Genomic DNA, 20,175 nt, shown 5'->3' on the forward strand with positions numbered 1-20,175 from the left:
CGATGCTCCAGATCCGGCGCCCACGCCCTCCACGCCGCGGCAGCTGGGTCGCGGCCGGACTGCCCACCTTCCGCCGCGTCGTCGGCGACGACCGAGTCGTCGAATCCTCCGCGACCCTCGGCGACGACGACGTCTCCGAGTTCGTCAACAAGTACGGCGGCCTGTACGTCATGCTCGGCGCCCCGGACGCCGCACTGAACGCCGACGGCGTTCCGGTGCCGGTCGAGGGCGGACGCGGAATGGTCGCCAACCACAATCCGCACTTCTACCTCGACGACGACACCCTCGTCACCGGCGTCCGCCTGCACGCTCACGTAGCCGTCGACCACCTCGCCGGGCGCCTTGTCCCGGCCACCGGGTGAACAGCTGGCCGGCCCTGGCTCCGGCATCCCGGGTCCGGCCGGGCGTTGCGGGGCGTTGCGGGGCTCTTGGGGCGCTTCAGGGCGACAACTCGTCGTATCCGCCGGGCATTTGTGCGACTTGATGTCCGTTGTGGCCTGAGTCACGTCGCGAGCATGCTGCGCGGTCATGACAACTTCCTCAGCGAGTTCCTCGCCGCCCTCCGGACCTCCGTCGACGGAGGGTTCCGGGCCGCTCTCCGGGCCCCTGCCCTCGCCGGGTTCCGGTGGGCCGGGGCCTGGTGCGCCGGGATCCGGTGCGGCGGAGGGAGGTGTGCCGAAGCACGATGTTCAGCGGCTCAAGGCCAACTCCGTCGGCCTGGTCGGTGTCGTGTTCATGGCTGTCGCGACGGCCGCGCCGATCACCGCCATGACCGGGAACCTGCCGATCGCCGTCGGCTTCGGCAACGGGACCGGCGCTCCCGCCGGCTACCTCTTCGCCACCCTCGTCCTGACCGTGTTCTCCGTCGGCTATGTCGCCATGGCCAAGCGGATCACCGCGGCAGGAGCCTTCTACGGCTTCATCTCACACGGCCTCGGCCGGGCCGCCGGGATGGCCTCCGGCATGCTGGCGGTGCTCGCGTATGTCGTGTTCGAAGCGTCCATCGTGGGCGTGTTCTCGTATTTCGCGAAGACGACGGTCGCCGACCAGCTGGGCATCGACCTGCACTGGACCCTGTACGCGGGGCTGATGCTCGCCGTCACCGCGGTTCTCGCCTACTTCGACATCCATCTGACCGCGCGCGCCCTCGGCATCGTCCTCGTCGCCGAGATCGCGATCCTGTTCGGTGTCGCGATGGCCGTCGCGGTTAACGGCGGCGGCCCCGACGGCATCCCGCTCGAACCCGTCAACCCCGGCAACGCGTTCACCGGCGCCTCGGCCGGGCTCGGTCTGTTCTTCGCGTTCTGGTCGTGGGTCGGCTTCGAGTCGACGGCGATGTACGGCGAGGAGTCCCGTAACCCCAAGCAGATCATCCCCAAGGCCACCCTGATCGCCGTCGTCGGCGTCGGCCTCTTCTACATCTTCGTGTCCTGGATGGCCATCGCGGGCAACGGCCTCAGCGAGTCGGTGCGGCTCGCGACCTCGGACAGCCCGCTCGACGTGTTCTTCGCCCCGACCGAGACGTACATCGGCGCCTGGGCCGTGACCGCCTTCCAGTGGCTGCTGCTCACCGGCTCCTTCGCCTGCGGCATGGCCTTCCACCAGTGCGCCGCCCGCTACTTGTACGCGATCGGCCGTGAGGGCTTCCTGCACCGGGGCCTCGGCCGTACGCATCCACGGCACGGTTCCCCGTACATCGCCTCGTGTGCCCAGAGCGTCATCGCGGTCACGCTCGTGGGGCTGTTCTGGGTGACCGGGCAGGATCCGTACATCCATCTCTACACGCTGCTCGCGATCCTCGGCACGATGGCGATCCTCATCGTGCAGACACTGTGCTCCTTCGCCGTCATCGGCTACTTCCGGCACAACCATCCCGAGGACCGGCACTGGTTCCGTACGTTCACGGCGCCGCTGCTCGGTGGGATCGGGATGAGCGCGGTGGTCGTGCTGCTCCTGATGAACATGGAGACGGCGGCGGGCACGGCGGCCGAATCGGTCTTCTTCCGGCTGATCCCGTGGATCGTGGGCACGGTGTTCTTCGGCGGGCTCGGGCTCGCGCTCTTCCTCAGGGCCAGACGGCCGCGGAAGTACGAGGTCATCGGGCGGATCGTGCTGGAGGACGCGCAGGAGCGGGGCGACGAGGGAGCGGGCGGTGGGGAGGGCGCGGGCGCCGGAGCCGGTGTTCCCGCGCAGCCCGGGCCGTCGCGTACGGACGAGCACAGCTGACCGACGAGCACATCCAGGGACCACCCCGGCACCGACCGGCAACCCCAGCACCGACCGGCAACCCCAGCACCGAACCCCGACACCGACCGGCCCCCCGACACCGACCGGCAACCCCGGCACCGACCGGCAACCCCAAGGGAGAGACCCCCATGGCACGCACCAATCCGATGCACCAGCTCAAGCGCCTCGCCGCCGAGCACCGCGATGCGGAACGGCTCGGGCTTCCCGTGGCCGAACTGCGCGGACTGCGCGCGGAGGCCGCCGCGCGGCCGGGCGGGACGAGCCGGCGCGCGCTGCTCAAGCGGGCCGGTGCGGCCGGTCTTCTCGCGGGTGCGGGCGTGGGTGCCGGCGCGGGGCTCGCGTCCGCCGCGCCGCAGGCGTCCGCCGCGGCCCGTACGCCCCGCAAGCCCGGCAAGGGCGGCTCCGATGCCCGTATCGCCGTGGTCGGCGCCGGGATCGCGGGTCTGACGGCGGCCCTCACCCTGAAGGACGCCGGACTGAACTGCACGCTGTACGAGGCGAATCCGGACCGGATCGGCGGCCGGATGTGGACCCAGCGCGACCACTGGGCGTACGGCCAGAGCTCGGAGATCGGCGGCGAGCTGATCGACACCAGCCACAAGAAGATGCTGCAGCTGTGCCGCCGGTTCGGCCTCGGCGTCGAGGACTTCGCCGCGGCCGGGCCCAACGGGGCCGAGGAGGTCCTCTGGTTCGACGGCGCGTACTACCCGCGCTCGCAGGCCGACGAGGACTTCAAGGGCGTCTACCAGGCGCTGCGCAGCGATCTGCAGAAGGCCGGGGAGGTGATGTGGAACCAGACCACCGAGCACGGCACGATGCTCGACCACATGAACCTGCGCGAGTGGATCGACTCCCGCGTCCCCGGCGGATTCGCCTCCAGACTGGGCCAGTTCTTCGATGTCGCGTACAACATCGAGTACGGGCTCGACACCGTCGAGCAGTCCTCGCTCGCCCTCGTGCTGCTCATGGGCTACCAGCCCAATCCCGGGCACTTCAACATCTGGGGCCTGTCCGACGAGCGCTACCACATCATCGGCGGCAACGATCAGCTCCCGCACGCGATCGCGGAGGAACTGCCCGCGGACACCCTGCGCCACGGCTGGTCCCTCAAGGCCGTACGGGCCAACGGCGACGGCACCCAGACGCTGACCTTCGACGAGGGCGGCAGCACCCGGACCGTCACCGCGGACCACACGATCCTGTGCGTGCCGCTGCCGGTCCTCAAGCAACTCGACCTGAGCCGCGCCGGGTTCGACACCCGGATGACGAACCTGCTGCGCGATGCCCGGATGGGCATGTGCACCAAGCTCAACATGCAGTTCGGCTCCCGCCCCTGGCGCGGCACCGGTCCCTGGCCCGGGGTCTCCGCGGGCGACACCTTCACCGGCGACGCGCTCCAGCAGGTCTGGGACACCACCAAGACGCAGCCGGGCAGCGGCGGCATCCTCATCCAGTTCAACAGCGGCAGCGAGGCCGCGGCCCTCGCACCCGCGAACCCGTTCGCGACCGAGACGGACCCGTACGTGCGCGAGCTCGCGAACAGCCGGCTCACCGCCGTCGACCGGATCTTCCCCGGTACGAAGGCGGCCTGGACCGGCCGCGCCCAGCTCTCCGCCTGGCACCACAGCCCCTACGCCCAGGGCGCCTATTCGAGCTGGCCGGTCGGCTACGTGAGCCGCTACGCCAACTACGAGGGCACCGCGCAGGGCAACATCCACCTCGCGGGCGAGCATTGCGCGTACGACTTCCAGGGCTTCATGGAGGGCGGCGCGAGCGAGGGGGAGCGGGCCGCGCGGGAGATCATCGACGCCGTCTGACGGGCACCCTCACCGCGCACGTCTGACGGGCACCCTCACCGCGCACGTCTGGCGGGCACCCTCACCGCACGTATATCGCACGCGAGTTCCCCTGGGGGGTGTCTCCCCCTAGGGTCGAACCCGTGCGCGAGAACGACGAGAGAGTGCAGGAAAACAGCGTTGCGAGCACAGGCACGCCGGATTCCTCCCAAACGGGGCGGCCCGGTGCGGGAGTCGCGTTCTCCGAGCAGGATCTGGCTCTGATCGACGCGCTCCAGTCGGCGCCGAGGGCGCCGTGGTCCCGCATCGGGCGGGCGCTGGGCGTGGACGCGACGACGGCCACCCGGCGCTGGGAGCGTCTGCGGAGCGCCGGTCTTGCCTGGGCCACGGCCTACGACTCGGCGCGGGCGGCCACGGTCGCCTTCGTCGAGGTGCGGTGCCGGCCGGGCCGGATGGAGGAGGTGAGCGTGGCTGCGGCCGGGCTGCCGTGGGTGTTCAGCGTCTACGAGACGGCGGGCGACTTCGATCTCCTGCTCTCCGTCGCCGCGGCCGATCCCCTCAGGCTCAGCCGCTCGGTGCACCGCGTCATCGGGGGACTGCCGGGGGTGCGCTCTCTCCGTATCCGGCTGGGTATCACGCTGTACGGCGAGGGCGGTGACTGGCGCATCCGGGCCCTGGAACCCGCCGGTCGCGCCGCGCTGCCGGCCGCCCCCGTGCCGAGCCGGACGGCCTACGGAGCCCGTGGCCTGCGCCGGCTCTCCCCGGAGGACCAGGCCCTCCTCGACGCCCTCGGTGCCGACTGCCGCCTGGGGTACACCGCCCTCGCGGCCGCGACGGGGATGGGCGAGCACACGGCCCGCCGCAGGGTCCAGCGGATGCTCAAGGACGGTGACATCACCCTGCGCTGCGACCTCGCGCTTCCGCTCGCCGGCCTGCCGACGGTGGTCGTCTACCGCGCCTCGGTGCCGCACGCCCGCCTGGAGGCGACGGGAGCCGCGCTCGCCCGCCTGGAACAGGTACGGCTGTGCGCGTCCGTCAGCGGGCCGCACAGTCTCCACCTCCAGGTGCTGCTGCACGGGCTGGGCGGCGTCGATGCCTTCGAGGCGGTGCTCGCCGACCGCTTTCCGGCCGTGGAGGTCAGGGACCGCACGATCACCGTGCACACGGTCAAGCGGATGGGCTGGCTCCTGGACGACAAGGGCCGCGCCACCGGGCGGGTCACGCCCGCCCCTCCTGAGCTCTGACAAAGCCCTGCCCGCACCGGTGAGCGGAGGGGGCGGGGCGCGGGGCGGGTGGGCCGGGGGCCGGGGGATGTGGCGCGGTTTCCTGCACGGGATCGGCTTCCGGAGGCGGATTCATGCAATTCCGCGGCGTTGTGGGAAGTGGCCTGTTTCGTATGCCGCACCAGAGCGACGCGCCCGCCCTCCACCCTCAGCCCACCAGGAGATCTGCCATGTTTCGTTCGCGGTTTCTCAGTGGCGCCGTCATGGTCGCCGCCACGTCCCTTCTGGCCTCCGCGTGTACCACCGGCTCCGGTGACGGCTCGTCGTCCGACGGGCGTAGCGGCGATACCACGGTCAGGGTCGGACTCGTCTCCGACATCACCTCGTTCGATCCGGCCAAGGGCGTGGGCGCCACGGACTACGTGGTCACGTCGCTGCTGTACCAGCCGCTTGTCGGCCAGGACACGGGCGGCGCCTACGTCGCCGGCCTCGCCGAGAAGTGGACCTCCACCCCGACGAAGACGACCCTCACCCTGAAGAAGGGCGTCACCTGTTCCGACGGCTCGAAGCTGACGGCCTCGCAGGTCGTCGCCTCCCTGGAGCGCTACCGCACCACCGCGGCCGGTGCCACGTTCACCTTCGGCCCGGCGAACGCGGGTGCGAAGACCACGATCACCGGCGACGACGAGACCGGCACGGTCACCATCACCACCGCCACCCCGTGGGGCGAGGTGCTCAGCGGGCTGTCCACCACAGCCGCCGGCATCGTCTGCAAGGCCGGAATCGACGCGGGTGACTCCGCCCTCGCCCAGGGCGCCGTCGAGGGCGCGGCCTCGGGCGCGTACGAGATGGTGAAGTCCCAGCGCGGCGCCTCCTACGAGCTGAAGCTGCGCCAGGGCTTCGACGCGTTCCTGCGCTTCTCCTCCCTGTCCTCCGGACGCCCCGCCGACCGGCTCAGGATCCAGGTCGTCAAGAACGAGTCGACACTCGCCAACCAGCTGCAGACCGGCGCGCTCGACCTGGCCCCGATCACCGGCCCGGACGCCGCGCGGTTCGCCGACGACAAGAAGCACACGATCACGTCGGCGCCGCTGGTGCGCAACTACATCGGCTTCAACCAGCGTCCCGGGCGCCCCGGCGCCGATGCCGCCGTCCGCAAGGCCGTCGCCCAGGCCGTCAGCGCCACCGCGTTCAACAAGGTCTTCGGCGGCACCGGACAGATCATGACCTCGTACGTGGACGAGAACGCCGCCTGCGTCTCCACCGATGCCTCGCTGCTGACACCCACCGACGCGGCCGCGGCGAAGAAGGTCCTCAAGGGCGTCACCATCAAACTGGCGGGCTCCAACGCGGTCGCCGCGGGCGCCGGCAACTCCTACGTCGCCGAAGCCCTGCGGGCCGCCGGCGCCGACGTGAAGCTCACCAACGCCGACAACGCCACCTGGGCCACGGACGTCCCCGGCAACCAGGGCGACTGGGACCTCACCGTCTTCCCCTCCATCAACGGCAATCTGGCACGCCACGGCGCGTACTTCCTGGGCGACGAGCCCGCCGACGGCGGCCTGAACTACGGAGCGGTCGGCAACGAGTCCTATGCCGCCGCCTATGTCGCCGCCACCGCGACCACCGACAGGAACGCCAAGTGCGCCGCCTGGCAGAAGGCCCAGGAGGCCCTGCTGAAGGCGAACGACGTGGTGCCGCTGGCCACCGTCGACGTCAACTACATCGCCCGCAAGGGGCTGTCCTTCGCGACGCCCGCCGGCTCCCTGGCGATCTCCACTCTCCGGGTCACCGACTGATGGCGACCGCCCTCGCCGACGGGACGGCTCAGAAGTCCGGGCGGCGCATGCCGACGCTCGGCCCCTGGGCCTCGTTCCTGCTGCGCCGCCTGGTGGGCGTCATCGCCGTCGCGGCGACGCTGGTCGCGGTGACGTTCCTGATGGTGCAGCTCATCCCGGGCGACCCCGCGCGAGTGGTGGCCGGCGCGGACGCGAACTCCGCGGACATCGCGCGGGCCCGCCACGAGCTGGGCCTGGACACCTCGCTCCTCGACCAGTTCGGCACCTACGTGAGCGGGCTGCTCCACGGCGACCTGGGCGCCTCGTTCCAGACGAAGGAGCCGGTCGCCGAGATCATCGCCACCCGGCTCCCGTTCACCGCCGAGATCGCGTTCTGCGCGGTCCTCTCGGTCCTGCTGCTCGCCGTGCCGATCGGCCTCACGGTCGCCGCGCGCGCCGGGCGGCGGACCGACAGCGCGTTCACCTTCGTCACCGGACTGGTCGGCTCGACGCCCGAATACATCATCGGCACGCTGCTGGTCCTCGGCTTCGCGATCGGTCTCGGCTGGTTCCCTGCCGCCGGCGCCGAGACACTCTCCTCGCTCGTGCTGCCGATCGCCGCGCTCGTGCTGCCCGGAGCCTGTGTGATGTCCCGCATCGTGCGCCGCGAGGCGGCGGCCGTGCTGTCCCAGGACTACATGCGCACCGCGCGTGGCCGCCGCCTGCCGCCGCTGCGCCTGTACACCCGCCACGCGCTGCCCAACCTGCTGACCGGGACCCTCACCATCGGCGGCATGAGCCTCGCGTCGCTGCTCGGCGGCACGGTCATCGTCGAGTCGGTCTTCGCCTGGCCCGGCATGGGTCAGCGGGTCGTGGAGGCGATTCTGGCGCGCGACTACCCGGTGATCCAGGGCTGTGTCCTGGTCCTTGGCCTCCTCGCGGCCGTGCTCAACCTGCTCGTCGACATCGTCCTCGCCCTGCTCGACCCGCGCACCCTGGCCGGAAAGGGAGGCCGCTGATGCGGCGCATACGCTGGAATCCGCTGCTGGTCGTGGGCCTGACGGGGCTGGGTCTGATCGCCGTGCTCGGCATCGTGGGCCCCCTGGTGTGGGGCGATGCGGCGCGTGCGCTCAGCGGCGACGCCCGCGCGCACGCGGGTGCCGGCCACTGGCTGGGCACGGACCCGCTCGGCCGTGATGTGCTCGCCCGCACCCTGGTCGCCACCCGGCTCACCCTGGTGATGACCCTCGCCGCGACCGCGATCGCCGCTGTGGCGGGCATCCTGCTCGGCACGGTGGTGTGGGTGTCCGGACCGCGCGTACGGGAGCTGGGCCTGCGTCTGATCGACGTGATGATCTCCTACCCCTCGCTCATCCTCGCCCTGGTGGTCGCCGCCGCCCTCGGGGCCGGACCGACCGCCTCGATCCTGGCGATCGGCCTGGGCGGCTCCCCCGCGTTCGCCCGTCTGACGGCGAACATGGCGGCCTCGGTCGCCCAGCGGGACTTCGTGACGCAGGCCCGTCTGATGGGCGTACCACCCCACCGGGTCCTGGCCCGGCACCTGCTGCCGAACATCTCCGGGCCCCTGCTCGTGCTGCTCTCGGTGGCGTTCGCGCAGGTCCTGGTCGCCCTGTCCGGTCTGTCCTTCCTCGGCCTGGGCGTGCAGTCGCCCGACTACGACTGGGGCGCGCTGCTCAGTTCCGGCCTGGAGGCCATCTACACCAACCCGGCCGAGGCGGTCGGCCCCGCCGTGGCGGTCACCCTCACCGGCGTCCTCGCCGGCTTCGTGGGCGACGGCCTCGCGGCGGCGCTCGACCCGCGCGACGGTGGTGCGAAGGCCAAGGCGAGGGCGAAGGCGAAGGCGAAGGCCATCGCCGCGGCGGCCACGCCCACGACGACGAGGCGGTCGCTGTCCGCCGACGCGCTGGTGAAGGCGCACGGTCTGAGCGTCGTCCTGCCGGACGGCACACGCCTCGTCGACGACGTCTCCTTCCAGGTGATGCCCGGCGAAATCGTCGGCCTGGTCGGCGAGTCCGGCTCCGGCAAGTCCCTGACGGCGATGAGCGTGGCGAAGCTCCTGCCGGAGGGCCTGACCGTGCACGCGGGCGAACTGGCCCTGGACGACCTGGACCTGCTGGCCTCGCACACCGACGCCGCGCGGCTGGCCACCGAGATCGGCATCGTGTTCCAGGACCCCTCGGCCTCCTTCAACCCCGCCCTGAGGATGGGCGGCCAGCTCACCGAGACCCTCCGCGTCCATCAGGGCCTCCGCAAGGCGGAGGCCGCCCGCCGCGCCGTCGCCGCTCTGGAACAGGTGAGGATCAAGGAACCGGAGCGGGTCGTGCGGCAGTATCCGTACGAACTGTCCGGCGGGATGCGCCAGCGCGCGATGATCGCCGCTGCCCTCCTGCCGGGCCCGAAGCTGCTCGTCGCCGACGAGCCGACCACCGCACTCGACGTGACCGTCCAGGCCGAAGTGCTCGGCCTGCTCAGGGACATCAACCGCGAGCGCGGCACCGCCATGCTCTTCATCTCCCATGACATCGACGTCGTCTCGGACCTGTGCCACCGCGTCGTGGTGATGTACGCGGGCCGGGTCGTCGAGGAACTGTCCGCGGCCGACCTGCGGGACGGCCGCGCCCGTCACCCGTACACCAAGGCCCTGCTGGCGGCGAGCCCCCGCCTGGAGGACACGAACGCGGACACGGACTCGGCGGAGCGCCGGCCGCTCGCCACGATCCCGGGCCGGCCGCCGGCCCCCGCCGACCGCCCGGCCGGCTGCGCGTTCACCGACCGCTGCCCGGTGGCGCTCGACATCTGCGCCGGCGAACTGCCGCTGCTCGCCGACGGCGTGGCCTGCCACGCCGTACACAAGGAGGTACAACCCGCGTGAGCACGTATCCGTCCGGCACGTCCTCGTCCGGCACACTCTCGTCCGGCACGTCCTCGTCCGGCACACCCCCGTTCGGCACATCCTCGTCCGACACGGCCGCGTACAAACTCGCGGTCGACGGCCTGACCGTCACCTTCGGCCACGGCAGGCGTGCCACCACCGTGCTGCACGGCGTGTCCACCGGGGTGCGGGCCGGGCAGACCCTCGGCCTGGTCGGCGAGTCCGGCTCGGGCAAGTCGACCATCGCCAAGGCGATTGTCGGCGTCAATCCGGTCCGGTCCGGCCGCATCACCCTCGACGGCCGGGACCTCACCGGCCTCGGAGGCCGCGAACTGGCCGCCGTGCGCCGCCGGGTGCAACTCGTCTCCCAGGACCCGTATGCCTCCCTCAACCCGCGCATGACGATCGGGCAGGCCGTCGCCGAGGCCGTCGACCCGGTGAGGGCCGACGCCCGCAGGCACGCGGCCACGGTGGAACGGTGGCTGGAGACGGTCTCGCTGGACGGCTCGGCGGCGGACAGGTACCCGCACGAGTTCTCCGGCGGGCAGCGCCAGCGCGTCGCCGTCGCGCGGGCGCTCGCCGTGGAACCCGAGGTCCTCATCGCCGACGAGATCACCTCCGCGCTGGACGCCTCCGTGCAGGCCGAGGTCCTCAACCTCCTTCAGGAACTCCGCCGTTCACTGTCATTGACCATGGTGTTCATCTCCCACGACCTGGCCGTCGTCCGCCACGTCAGCGACGAGGTCGCAGTCCTGTGCCACGGCGAACTCGTGGAGCAGGGACGGGTGCACGACGTGTATCGGGCGCCCCAGCACTCCTACACACGCCGCCTGCTGGCGAGCGTGCCGACCTCCGGAGCGAAGGAAGAAGCAGCATGAGCGAACAGGCCAGCGGACAGGCGGGCGAGCAGGCCGGCGGACAGGCGGGCGGGCAGGCCGGCGGACAGGCGGGCGGGCAGGCCGGTGGACAGGCCGGCGAGCGGGCCACCGCCGTCGCCCGCCTCACCCAGGATCTGACGTCCGGGCTCAGGACCGGCGAACTGGAGGATTTCTACCAGGACCTGCACCGCCACCCGGAGCTGGCGTTCCGGGAGCACCGCACCGCCGCGAAACTCGCCGGAAGGCTGCGCGCCGCCGGCTACACGGTGACGGAGGGTGTCGGTGGCACCGGCGTGGTCGGCGTACTCGCCAACGGCGACGGGCCGGTGGTGTGGCTGCGCGGCGACATGGACGCGCTCCCCGTCCAGGAGGCGACGGGTCTGGAGTACGCCTCCACCGTCGACGGCGTCATGCACGCCTGCGGGCACGACGTGCACGTCACCTGGCTCGCGGCCGCCGCCGAGGCCCTCGCGGCCGCCCGTGAGACCTGGTCGGGCACGCTCGTCGTGGTGGGGCAGCCCGCCGAGGAAGCCGACGGCGGCGCGGCGGCGATGGTCGCCGACGGCCTGCACCAGCGCTTCCCCCGCCCCGACGTCCTGTTCGGCCAGCACGTGGCACCCGGCCCCATCGGCCTGTACATGCACACGCCTGGCCTGACCATGTCGGCCTCCGACGACATCGATGTCGTCGTACACGGCCTCGGCGGCCACGGCTCCCGCCCCGAGTCGACCGTCGACCCGGTCGTCACGGCCGCGTACATCGTCACCCGCCTGCAGTCCGTCGTCGCCCGCGAGGTCGCGGCCCGGGACTCGGCCGTGCTCACGGTCGGCCGTTTCCACGCCGGTACCAAGAGCAACGTCATCCCCACCGAGGCACGGCTCGCCCTCAACCTGCGCAGCCAGGACCCCAAGGTCCGCGAGCGCGTGCTCACCGCCGTCCGCCGCATCGTCGAGGGGGAGTGCCACGCCGCCGGCTGCCCGGTCCCGCCCGAGGTGACGCTCCGGCCCGGCTACCCCAACACGGTCAACGACGCCGCTCTCGACCAGGAGATCGCGGCGGTCCACCGCGCGCTGTTCGGCGCGCACACCGTCCACGACTTCGGCCCCGCCATGGGCAGCGAGGACTTCTCCCTCCTCGCCCCCCAGGGCGTGCCGTACGACTTCTGGCACGTCACCTCGACCCCGGTCGCCGTCTGGGAGGACGCCCCGGGCGAGGAGCCGGCCGAGAAGTTCGCACGCGTCCCCGGCAACCACAGCCCCCTGTTCGCACCCGACCTCTCCGTGCTCGTCCCGGGCGTGCGGACCCTGGTGTCGGCGGCGCTCAGCCGACTGGCCTGAGGGTCCGGCAGCAGCCTCACCGCCACGCGTCGGAAGGCGGATCACATGGCGGCGGCCTTATGATCCGATCAACCCGTTTTGTACCTCAGGGAAGGCGGCCCGCACGTGCCCAGTGGTCTGGAGATCGACAGCATCGGACCGGTCGACGTCGCGGTGATCGCCTTCGAGGGGAACCGGTTCAACGGTGAGGTCGCGCCCGCGCTGCGGGATCTGCAGAAGGACGGGACCGTGCGGGTGCTCGACCTGAGTTTCGTACGCAAGGGCGCCGACGGCAGCGTGGAGATCGTGGAGCTGGGTGACGCGGAGGTCGACGCGGACTTCCGGCAGGTCGTCGAGGCGCCGTTCGACCTGTTCAGCGACGAGGATCTGCACCGGATCGGGGACGAGCTGCCCGCGCTGTCCTCGGCGCTCGTCGTGGCCTGGGAGAACAGCTGGGCCGCACGGCTCGGCGCCGCGATCCGGGGCTCGCACGGGGAGCTGCGGATGTTCGAGCGGATCGACCGGGACACCGTGGCCGCGGCGGTTGCGGCGCTCGACGCGGCCTGAACGTCCTCGTACCCACGTAGGAGAGGGAACGGTATGCCTCAGCGTTTCGGGCGGCCCGGGCTGCTCGGCACGATCGCCCGTACGGCGGTCATCTCCGGGACCGCGTCCGCGGTGTCGAACCGGGTCAACCGGGGGATGGCCGAGCGGGATATGCGGCGGCGGGCCGAGGAGGAGTACCAGGCCCAGCAGGCGGTACAGGCAGCCCAGGCTCAGGCCCAGGCGGCGCAGGCGCAGGCGCAGCCCGGGCAGGGCTGGGGGAACCAGCCCGCCGCCCCGGCTCCCGCGGCGCCGGTCGACCGGGTCGCCCAGCTCACGGCGCTCGCGGAGCTGAAGGCGCAGGGCCTGCTCACGGATGAGGAGTTCGCCGCGGAGAAGGCCCGGGTGCTCAACTCCTAGCGGGTGCCCCGGCGGCATGATCCGCCAGGTACCTACTGGACGCAGGCACCTCCCGGAGCCAGGCACCCCGGAGCCAGGCACCTCCCGGAGCCAGGCACCCCGGGAGCCGGTCTCAGGCGTGCGGCTCGGTCAGCCCGTGCCGGTACGCGAAGGCTGCGGCCGCCGTGCGCGAGGTCACCGAGAGCTTGCCGAAGATGTTCGACAGGTGGCGTTCCACCGTGCGTTCCGAGAGGACCAGCTCGGCGGCGATCTGCGCGTTGGACCGGCCTGTGGCCACCAGGCGGAGCACCTGGACCTCGCGCGGTTCGGCGTGCTGTTCCCGGAGCCCGACGGTGGCGATCGGTGCACCGGGTCGGCGGTCTCCGCGCAGTAGACGGTGCCCGCCGCCTCATTCCACCGACTTCAGCGTGATTCTTGCGAGGAGCCCCAGGGGTTCACCCCTGGGAGGAATCGCATCCTGTGCTGGCGACGCGGAGCGTCGCAGCATCGTGCCTGTCGTGGGAGCGGAGCGCCCAATATGCCTGCCCGACGGAGTCGGGGAATGCGAACGCGTGGGCGAGTGATCGCCGGTCATGGTGAACGGGCGGGGCGCTGGGTACATATGTCGGACAGTCGCACTAGCGTTGGGGGTTGTGAAGCTGGTGGTGCAGGTGAAGCTGCTGCCGACGCCTGTGCAGGCGGCGGCGCTTGAGGCGACCCTGCGTGCCTGCAACGAGGCCGCGACCTGGGCCTCAGCGATCGCGTTCACCAAGGGCGTGAAGCGGAATTTCACGCTGCGCGAGCACACCTATGGCGAGGTTCGGACCCGGTGGGGGCTGGGTGCGCAGGCCGCCCAGCATGTGATCAAGAAGACCTGCGACGCGTACGCCACCCTGAAGGCGAACCTGAAGGCCGGGAACCTGGGTAAGCCCACCTCCCAGCGCTATCGGCGGGCGGTCGGGAAACCGATCGCGTTCCGCCCCGAGGGTGCGCAGCCCTATGACGACCGGATGCTGTCCTGGCAGTACGCCCAGCGGCGGATCTCGATCTGGACAGTCGCGGGCCGGGTCAAGGATGTGGCATTCACCGGCTCGCCGGAGCAGCTGGCCACGTTGGCGCTGCACCGGCGGGGCGAGTCGGACCTGGTGTGCCGGGACGGCATGTGGTTCCTGCTGGCCACCTGCGAAGTCCCCGAGGCCGAACCGAACACGTCCCCGGACGGATTCCTCGGCATCGATCTGGGCATCGTGAACATCGCCACCACCAGTGACGGCGAGATCATGGCCGGACGGCAACTCAACCGGATCCGGGTCCGCGAACGCACCCTGCGCACCAAGCTGCAGACCAAAAACACCCCGTCCGCCAAACGCCGGTCGAAGAAGCGGCGACGCAAGGAGGCGCGACGGGCCAAGGACATCAACCACAAGATCGCGAAACATGTGGTGGCCGAGGCAGAACGCACCGGTCGCGGAATCGCCCTCGAAGATTTGACGGGCATCCGCGAGCGGGTACGGCTTCGCAAGCCCCAGCGGGCCACCCTGCACAGCTGGAGCTTTCACCAGCTGGGGCAGTTCATCGCGTACAAGGCCCGCAAGGCCGGCGTGCCGGTGGTGTACGTCGATCCGGCATACACCTCGCGCACCTGCGCCGAGTGCGGCCACATCGACAAGGCGAACCGGGTGAGTCAAGCCCGTTTTGCGTGCCGGTCCTGCGGATTCGTTGATCACGCAGACCGCAACAGCTCCTGCAACATCCGCGCCCGCGCGGAACAGTTGTGGCGACGCGGGGCGCAGTCAACCGCCCCAGACCCACCCCCGAAACCCCGGAGTGGGACCAGACGCAAGCGCCCCGCCACAGCCAGTGGCGCCCGCTGTGCAAGCCCGTCGCTTTAGCGACGGGTAGTTGACAATAGGCGCCACAGACCTGCTTGGCTCTCCCATGCGCACGTTCCCCACGTACGTTCCCCACGTAACGGTCCACACGTACGTTCCCCACGTACCTTCCTCTACGCGGCGACCGGCACGGGCCGGGCGGCGGCGCGCCGGGCGATATGCCTGGCCAGATAGGCCGAGTCGCGGCTCACTCCGTGGATCTCGCCGGAGGCGAAGGCGTACTGGAAGGCGAGGCCGCAGAAGTAGAGGCCGGGCACCTCCTCGACCACGCCGCGGTACTCCACCGGCCAGCCGTTCTCGATCGGGACCGGCAGGTCGATCCAGTCGAAGACCTGCCGGTAACCGGTCGCCCACACCACCGTGCCGACGTCGAAGGACCTCCCGTCGGCCAGACGCGGCAGCCCGTCCTCGACGCCGACGATGTGCTTGGTGATCCATTCGACGCCGCGCTCCTCCAGCTGCGCCCGCTTGATACGCAGCTGAGGCGCCCCGTGGTAGCGCAGCTGCCTCATCACCTTTCGGCCCATGGGGGTGCGCCGGGTGGGTACGGCCTGGCCCGCCCCGATTTCGGTGTGTTGTGTGCTCATACCGCCGAGGCTAGGAATCCGCCGCGGACAGGGCATCGGCCGCGCTACCCAACCGCGGGATCCGGCCGCTGGTGGAATCACCCACAGGGGCCGGACCGTGGCGGGAAGGTCTGAATGATGGTTCACTTCTTTCATGGCCTACCGCAAGACCCCAGCCGAGATCAGTCGCCTCGAAGCCGCCCGCGAGCGGCTCGTCGGCTGCGCCACCGAGGTCGTCGCGGAAGTGGGCTGGGCACAGGCGTCCGTGACCGCCGTCGCCGATGCGGCAGGGATGGCGGCGGGCTCGGTGTACCAGCACTTCCCGTCCAAGGCGGCGCTCGCCGTCGAGGTGTTCCGGCGGGCCGCCGGACGCGAGGTCGAGGTGCTCGGGGAGGTGCTGCGCGGCGGAGGCGATCCCGTCGGGCGGCTCGCCCGCGGCGTCGGCGTCTTCGCCCGCCGCGCCCTGGAGAACCGCGGCCTCGCCCACGCCCTGCTCGCCGCCCCCGCCGAACCGGCGGTCGGCGCCGAGCGCCTCGACTTCCGGCGCCGCTACCGGGCGCTGTTCGCCGAGGTCGTACGCGAAGGGGTCGCGGTGGGCGAACTGCCCCCGCAGAACACCGAGATCACGGCGGCCGCCCTCACCGGCGCGATCGGCGAGGTGCTCGTCTATCCGCTGGGGGAAGCGGCCGATGTCCGCTACGCCGATCCCGGCGCGGAGGCCGTCGAGGTGCTCATCGCCGACCTCACCGCCGCCGCCCTGCGCTGCGCGGGCGCCCCTGCCGTACCGCCGTCCGCCGTACCGCCGTCCGCCGTACCGCCATCTGCCGGGTGACCCACGGCGCGTGCACGCCCGTCGTACCGCCGCCCGCACGCCCGCCGACCACCGCCGCCCGCACGCCGAACCACCTGCCGCGTGACCCCGCCGCCGTCCACGCCCACCACCCGTGACCCCCTCCGGAGGCCCAGATGACCACCAACCCCACCGGCGTGACCCACGAAGTGACCAACCAGGCCCCACCGTTGACCGGCCACAACCCGGCCGACGACGCCGTACTCCTCGAAGGCGTACGACGGGAGGGCGCGGACTGGCACGTGGACGAACTGCTCGGCTTCGGCAAGCTCGTCGGCGGCGAGGAGGCCCGCACCTGGGCCGAGCAGGCCAACCGCTTCGAGCCCGAACTGCGCACCCACGACCGCTACGGCCACCGCATCGACGAGGTCGACTTCCACCCCGCGTACCACTCGCTCCTGACCGCCACCGTCGGCGCCGGCGCGGCAGGTTCCGCCTGGGCCGACGCGCGGCCCGGCGCGCATGTGGCCCGCGCGGGGACGTTCATGCTCGCCACGATGATGGAGCAGGGTCACATGTGCCCGGTCTCCATGACGTACGCCGTCATCCCCGCGCTGCGCCGCGCACCCGAACTCGCCAAGCTCTACGAGCCGTTGCTGACCAGCCGCGTCTACGACCCGGGCCTGCGCACGCCTTCGCAGAAGCGCGGACTGCTCGCCGGGATGGGCATGACGGAGAAGCAGGGCGGCACGGACGTACGCGCCAACACCACCGCCGCCGTGGAGCAGTCCGACGGGACGTGGCGGCTGCGCGGCCACAAGTGGTTCACCAGCGCCCCGATGAACGACCTGTTCCTGGTCCTGGCGCAAGCACCCGGCGGCCTCTCGTGCTTCCTCGTCCCGCGCGTCCTGCCCGACGGAACCCGCAACACCTTCCGCATCCAGCGACTCAAGGACAAGCTGGGCAACCGCTCCAACGCCTCCAGCGAGCCCGAGTTCGACGACACCGTGGCCTGGCTGGTGGGGGAGGAGGGCCGGGGCGTGCGCACCATCATCGACATGGTCACCATGACCCGCCTCGACTGCGTGCTCGGCTCCGCGGGCCACCTCCGCGAATCCCTCGCCCAGGCCGCCCACCACACCCGCCACCGCTCCGTCTTCGGCCGCAAGCTGATCGACCAGCCGCTGATGCGCAACGTACTGGCGGATCTGGCGCTGGAATCCGAGGCGGCGACCACGCTCGGGCTGCGTCTCGCGGGCGCCGCGGACCGGGCACAGCGGGGCGATGCGGGCGAGAAGGCGTTCCTGCGGCTTGCCACCGCGGTCGGCAAGTACTGGGTGTGCAAGCGGCAGCCCGCCTTCGTCGCCGAGGCGCTCGAATGCCTCGGCGGCAACGGCTACGACGAGGCATCAGGGATGCCGCGCCTCTACCGCGAGGCCCCGCTCAACGGCATTTGGGAAGGCTCCGGCAACGTCAACGCCCTCGACCTCCTGCGCGCCCTGGCCCGCGAACCCGCCTCGCTCGACGCCTTCCGCAGCGAGGTCGAGGCGGCCGCAGGCGCGGACGCCCGCCTCGACTCGGCCTGGCGCGGACTGCGGGGCGAACTCGCCCTGACCGAGGACGCCGAGATCCGCGCCCGGCGCGTGGTCGAACGCGCCGCCCTGGTCCTGCAGGCCTCGCTCCTCGTCCGCCACGCCCCGCCCGCCGTCGCCGACGCCTTCTGCGCCTCCCGCCTGGCGGGCGACTCGGGCTTCGCCTTCGGCACGCTGGCCGCCGGGACGGACTTCGGGGCGGTGCTGGAGCGACTGCCGGCGTGAGGCGGGGAGAGAGGGGTGGGAACAGGCTCTCACCCCTCGGGCCGCCGCCACTCCTCCTTGTGCCCGAAACCCTGCCCGTTGTCGATCACGCGCAGCCATACGGGCACGAGCTCCCACAGCGTCGCGGAACCCACGGCGGCGGCGAGGCGCGGGTCCTCGGCGACGTAGGGGAAGGCGCGCAGGTACGCGCCGCGGGCGGCGGCCTCGGCCTCCTCCGGCACCCGCCGCCCGATGCCCCGGCCCTGCACCCCGCGGATCGTGGTCCACGTCTGCCGGTCCGCCTGCGCGGTGAACGCGACGGCGGCGGTGGGGGAGCGGTCGGCGAGTACGGCCCCGTGGACCGTGCTCGGCGAGCTGAGGAAGAGCAGACTTCCGGTGTCGGAGAGGGCGTAGAAGACGGCGCAGGCCTGCGGCTGGCCGTCGCCGTCGATGTACGCGAGGTTCAGTGTGCTGTGTTCGGCGAGCGCTTCGAGGAAGGCCGACGGCGGGGTATGGGTCACGCCACCAGGGTGCACCCCCGGCGCCTACCCCCGGCGCACCCGCACCTTCACCCGTCCGTCCGCCTCCTCGGACACCACCGTCACCCGTATCCCGTGCTCCGTGTCCTCGAAGCTCTCCCCGGGCGCGTACGGCGCGTCCGAGAGTTCCGCGTGCACATTGGGTTTCCGCGTGCAGCCCCCGGAGTCCCGCGCCGAGTCGGCCACCGTCACGGGCCCCTGTCCGGTGTCGACCTCGGCGTCGACCCGGTACACGAGCACCCCCGGCTTGCACACCGCCTCGTCGTTGCCCGCGCGGGTGCGCAGTTCCAGCGCGTACCCGGTGCGCTCGTCGAGCGGTATGAACGCCAGCTTCGTGTCCTCGCCCTTCAGCGCGAGCGGGCTGAGCAGATGCTCGGAGACCCCGGGCGCCGAGGCACACCGCACCTGGCTGTCGTCGAGCCAGCCGAGTTTCCACTTGTGCCAGCCGAGCAGGTCGTTGTTGGCTCCCCAGTCCTCGCTCATGATGTCCCAGTGCCCGACGGCCCCGCCGCCGTCGGCGGTGTACAGGTCGGGCAGGCCGAAGACGTGCCCGTTCTCGTGGGGCAGCACCCGGTAGCCGGTCTCGTGGTACGAGCCCGAGCCGTCGTCCTGGCGGCTGTAGACGAAGGAGGCGTTGGCGACGGGCACCCCGTCCGCCACGGGCGCCTGGTGGTTCCCGGCGAAGGTCACCGAGAGCACGGTGTCCAGCGCGGAGGGACCGGCGTTCGGGGTGACGAGTATGTTCACGAGGTCGTACGCGGCGAAGTCCACGTCCGGGTCGGCGGCCCGCACGATGTCCGTGACCAGCGCACGGTAGCCGGGATCGAAAGGGGCGCCGCGCTCTATTCCGTACGCGGCGAAGTCCTGCGGCATCCGCAGCCAGTCCTTGACCGGCGTCTCCGGCCGGTAGTCGAGCCGTCCGTAGGAACTGGCGGCGAACCACTCGCGGGTCTGCGGGAAGAACTCGCCGTGGCGCTCCAGCGCCGTGCCCTCGCCGGGGGCGTCGGGGAAGTCGACCATGAGGTTCAGGGCGCGGACGGTGCCCGTGGAACGGGCGTAGCCGGGCGGTGTGGGCACGCCCTCGGACATCTGCACCCCCATCGAGCCGGTGATCATGCACGGGCCGAGGGGTGAGGAGCGGGACGCGGACACCGGGCCTGCCGCGCTGCCGGTGCGGGCGAGGAGCTGTCCGGTGCTGGCCGTGGCGGTCACGGAGAGGACCAGCGCCGAGGCTGCTGCCAGCCAGGTGCGACGCGGCCTGGATATCCACCGGGGCCTGGATATCCAGTGGCGGGACAGCTGCATGCGAGGGCCTTCCGGTCCGGCGCGCGGCGGCGGAGGGCGGCCGCGTCCTTCGGGGCGGCAGTACGTGGTGCCGCGTCCTTGACGATCACCCTGTGCCGGAGGCGCGACACGCGCGCGCTGGGTGCGCCGATCGTGGGATTCTCGCGACGGGAAGGTGTGAGGCGGGTCACGTGGGGGTGGGGAAATAACCGGGGAAGCTCTCCCCGTTTAGACT

General features: G+C 71.7%; 18 protein-coding genes. 14 read left to right on the top strand and 4 right to left on the bottom strand.

Annotated features, from left to right (window positions below):
* The first annotated feature begins 2 nt into the window (after positions 1 to 2).
* From ACLF6P_RS12250 to ACLF6P_RS12300, 11 genes are all read left to right on the top strand, one after another.
* On the top strand, positions 3 to 362 hold the full coding sequence (locus ACLF6P_RS12250) for a zinc-binding metallopeptidase family protein (RefSeq protein WP_415950128.1): 360 nt from the start codon (positions 3 to 5) through the stop codon (positions 360 to 362).
* Between the two features lie 373 nt (positions 363 to 735).
* Positions 736 to 2,226, top strand: coding sequence for an APC family permease (locus ACLF6P_RS12255; RefSeq protein ID WP_415950191.1), 1,491 nt, complete (start codon positions 736 to 738; stop codon positions 2,224 to 2,226).
* Positions 2,227 to 2,375: 149 nt separating this feature from the next.
* The gene (locus ACLF6P_RS12260; protein ID WP_415950129.1) at positions 2,376 to 4,064 is read left to right on the top strand and encodes a flavin monoamine oxidase family protein; all 1,689 of its coding nucleotides are present in this window, start codon (positions 2,376 to 2,378) and stop codon (positions 4,062 to 4,064) included.
* Between the two features lie 122 nt (positions 4,065 to 4,186).
* Positions 4,187 to 5,287, top strand: coding sequence for an Lrp/AsnC family transcriptional regulator (locus tag ACLF6P_RS12265; RefSeq protein ID WP_415950130.1), 1,101 nt, complete (start codon positions 4,187 to 4,189; stop codon positions 5,285 to 5,287).
* Between the two features lie 209 nt (positions 5,288 to 5,496).
* Positions 5,497 to 7,065, top strand: a complete 1,569-nt coding sequence (locus tag ACLF6P_RS12270; protein WP_415950131.1) for an ABC transporter substrate-binding protein — start codon at positions 5,497 to 5,499, stop codon at positions 7,063 to 7,065.
* Entirely contained in the window at positions 7,065 to 8,063 is a 999-nt protein-coding gene (locus ACLF6P_RS12275) for an ABC transporter permease (RefSeq protein WP_415950132.1), read from the top strand. Before ACLF6P_RS12270 ends, ACLF6P_RS12275 begins: the two co-directional genes overlap by 1 nt.
* Positions 8,063 to 9,937, top strand: coding sequence for a dipeptide/oligopeptide/nickel ABC transporter permease/ATP-binding protein (locus ACLF6P_RS12280; protein ID WP_415950133.1), 1,875 nt, complete (start codon positions 8,063 to 8,065; stop codon positions 9,935 to 9,937). Before ACLF6P_RS12275 ends, ACLF6P_RS12280 begins: the two co-directional genes overlap by 1 nt.
* Complete coding sequence (locus ACLF6P_RS12285) at positions 9,934 to 10,815, top strand: ABC transporter ATP-binding protein (RefSeq protein ID WP_415950134.1); 882 nt, start codon at positions 9,934 to 9,936, stop codon at positions 10,813 to 10,815. The genes ACLF6P_RS12280 and ACLF6P_RS12285 overlap by 4 nt, the downstream gene beginning before the upstream one ends.
* A complete protein-coding gene (locus tag ACLF6P_RS12290) occupies positions 10,812 to 12,152 on the top strand; it encodes an amidohydrolase (RefSeq protein WP_415950136.1) in 1,341 nt (446 codons plus the stop codon). Before ACLF6P_RS12285 ends, ACLF6P_RS12290 begins: the two co-directional genes overlap by 4 nt.
* Before the next feature lie 105 nt (positions 12,153 to 12,257).
* On the top strand, positions 12,258 to 12,698 hold the full coding sequence (locus tag ACLF6P_RS12295) for a DUF6325 family protein (RefSeq protein WP_415950137.1): 441 nt from the start codon (positions 12,258 to 12,260) through the stop codon (positions 12,696 to 12,698).
* A 33-nt stretch (positions 12,699 to 12,731) separates the two neighbouring features.
* The gene (locus ACLF6P_RS12300) at positions 12,732 to 13,094 is read left to right on the top strand and encodes an SHOCT domain-containing protein (RefSeq protein ID WP_415950138.1); all 363 of its coding nucleotides are present in this window, start codon (positions 12,732 to 12,734) and stop codon (positions 13,092 to 13,094) included.
* A gap of 112 nt (positions 13,095 to 13,206) precedes the next feature.
* On the opposite strand, the gene ACLF6P_RS12305 is transcribed toward ACLF6P_RS12300, so the two are convergent.
* The gene (locus ACLF6P_RS12305; RefSeq protein ID WP_415950192.1) at positions 13,207 to 13,464 is read right to left on the bottom strand and encodes a response regulator transcription factor; all 258 of its coding nucleotides are present in this window, start codon (positions 13,462 to 13,464) and stop codon (positions 13,207 to 13,209) included.
* 262 nt (positions 13,465 to 13,726) lie between these two features.
* Between ACLF6P_RS12305 and ACLF6P_RS12310 the strand changes: the two genes are divergently transcribed.
* Positions 13,727 to 14,965 carry an RNA-guided endonuclease InsQ/TnpB family protein gene (locus tag ACLF6P_RS12310; protein WP_415950139.1) on the top strand — a complete coding sequence of 413 codons (1,239 nt, stop codon included), beginning with the start codon at positions 13,727 to 13,729 and terminating at the stop codon, positions 14,963 to 14,965.
* A gap of 113 nt (positions 14,966 to 15,078) precedes the next feature.
* Here ACLF6P_RS12310 and ACLF6P_RS12315 read toward each other — a convergent pair whose 3' ends face one another.
* Complete coding sequence (locus ACLF6P_RS12315; RefSeq protein ID WP_415950140.1) at positions 15,079 to 15,552, bottom strand: NAD(P)/FAD-dependent oxidoreductase; 474 nt, start codon at positions 15,550 to 15,552, stop codon at positions 15,079 to 15,081.
* A gap of 133 nt (positions 15,553 to 15,685) precedes the next feature.
* Here ACLF6P_RS12315 and ACLF6P_RS12320 point away from each other — a divergent pair, with 133 nt between their 5' ends.
* Both ACLF6P_RS12320 and ACLF6P_RS12325 read left to right on the top strand, forming a co-directional pair.
* Entirely contained in the window at positions 15,686 to 16,363 is a 678-nt protein-coding gene (locus ACLF6P_RS12320; protein ID WP_415950141.1) for a TetR/AcrR family transcriptional regulator, read from the top strand.
* A 134-nt stretch (positions 16,364 to 16,497) separates the two neighbouring features.
* Positions 16,498 to 18,138 (top strand): acyl-CoA dehydrogenase family protein, encoded by a 1,641-nt coding sequence (locus ACLF6P_RS12325; RefSeq protein WP_415950142.1) that lies wholly within the window; start codon positions 16,498 to 16,500, stop codon positions 18,136 to 18,138.
* Between the two features lie 29 nt (positions 18,139 to 18,167).
* Here the strand turns inward: ACLF6P_RS12325 and ACLF6P_RS12330 are convergent, their stop codons facing one another.
* Entirely contained in the window at positions 18,168 to 18,638 is a 471-nt protein-coding gene (locus ACLF6P_RS12330; RefSeq protein ID WP_415950143.1) for a pyridoxamine 5'-phosphate oxidase, read from the bottom strand.
* A 24-nt stretch (positions 18,639 to 18,662) separates the two neighbouring features.
* On the bottom strand, positions 18,663 to 19,961 hold the full coding sequence (locus ACLF6P_RS12335) for a M6 family metalloprotease domain-containing protein (RefSeq protein ID WP_415950144.1): 1,299 nt from the start codon (positions 19,959 to 19,961) through the stop codon (positions 18,663 to 18,665).
* Positions 19,962 to 20,175 lie beyond the last annotated feature (214 nt).

The organism is Streptomyces lothianensis (assembly GCF_047779955.1).
Lineage (GTDB): Bacteria > Actinomycetota > Actinomycetes > Streptomycetales > Streptomycetaceae > Streptomyces.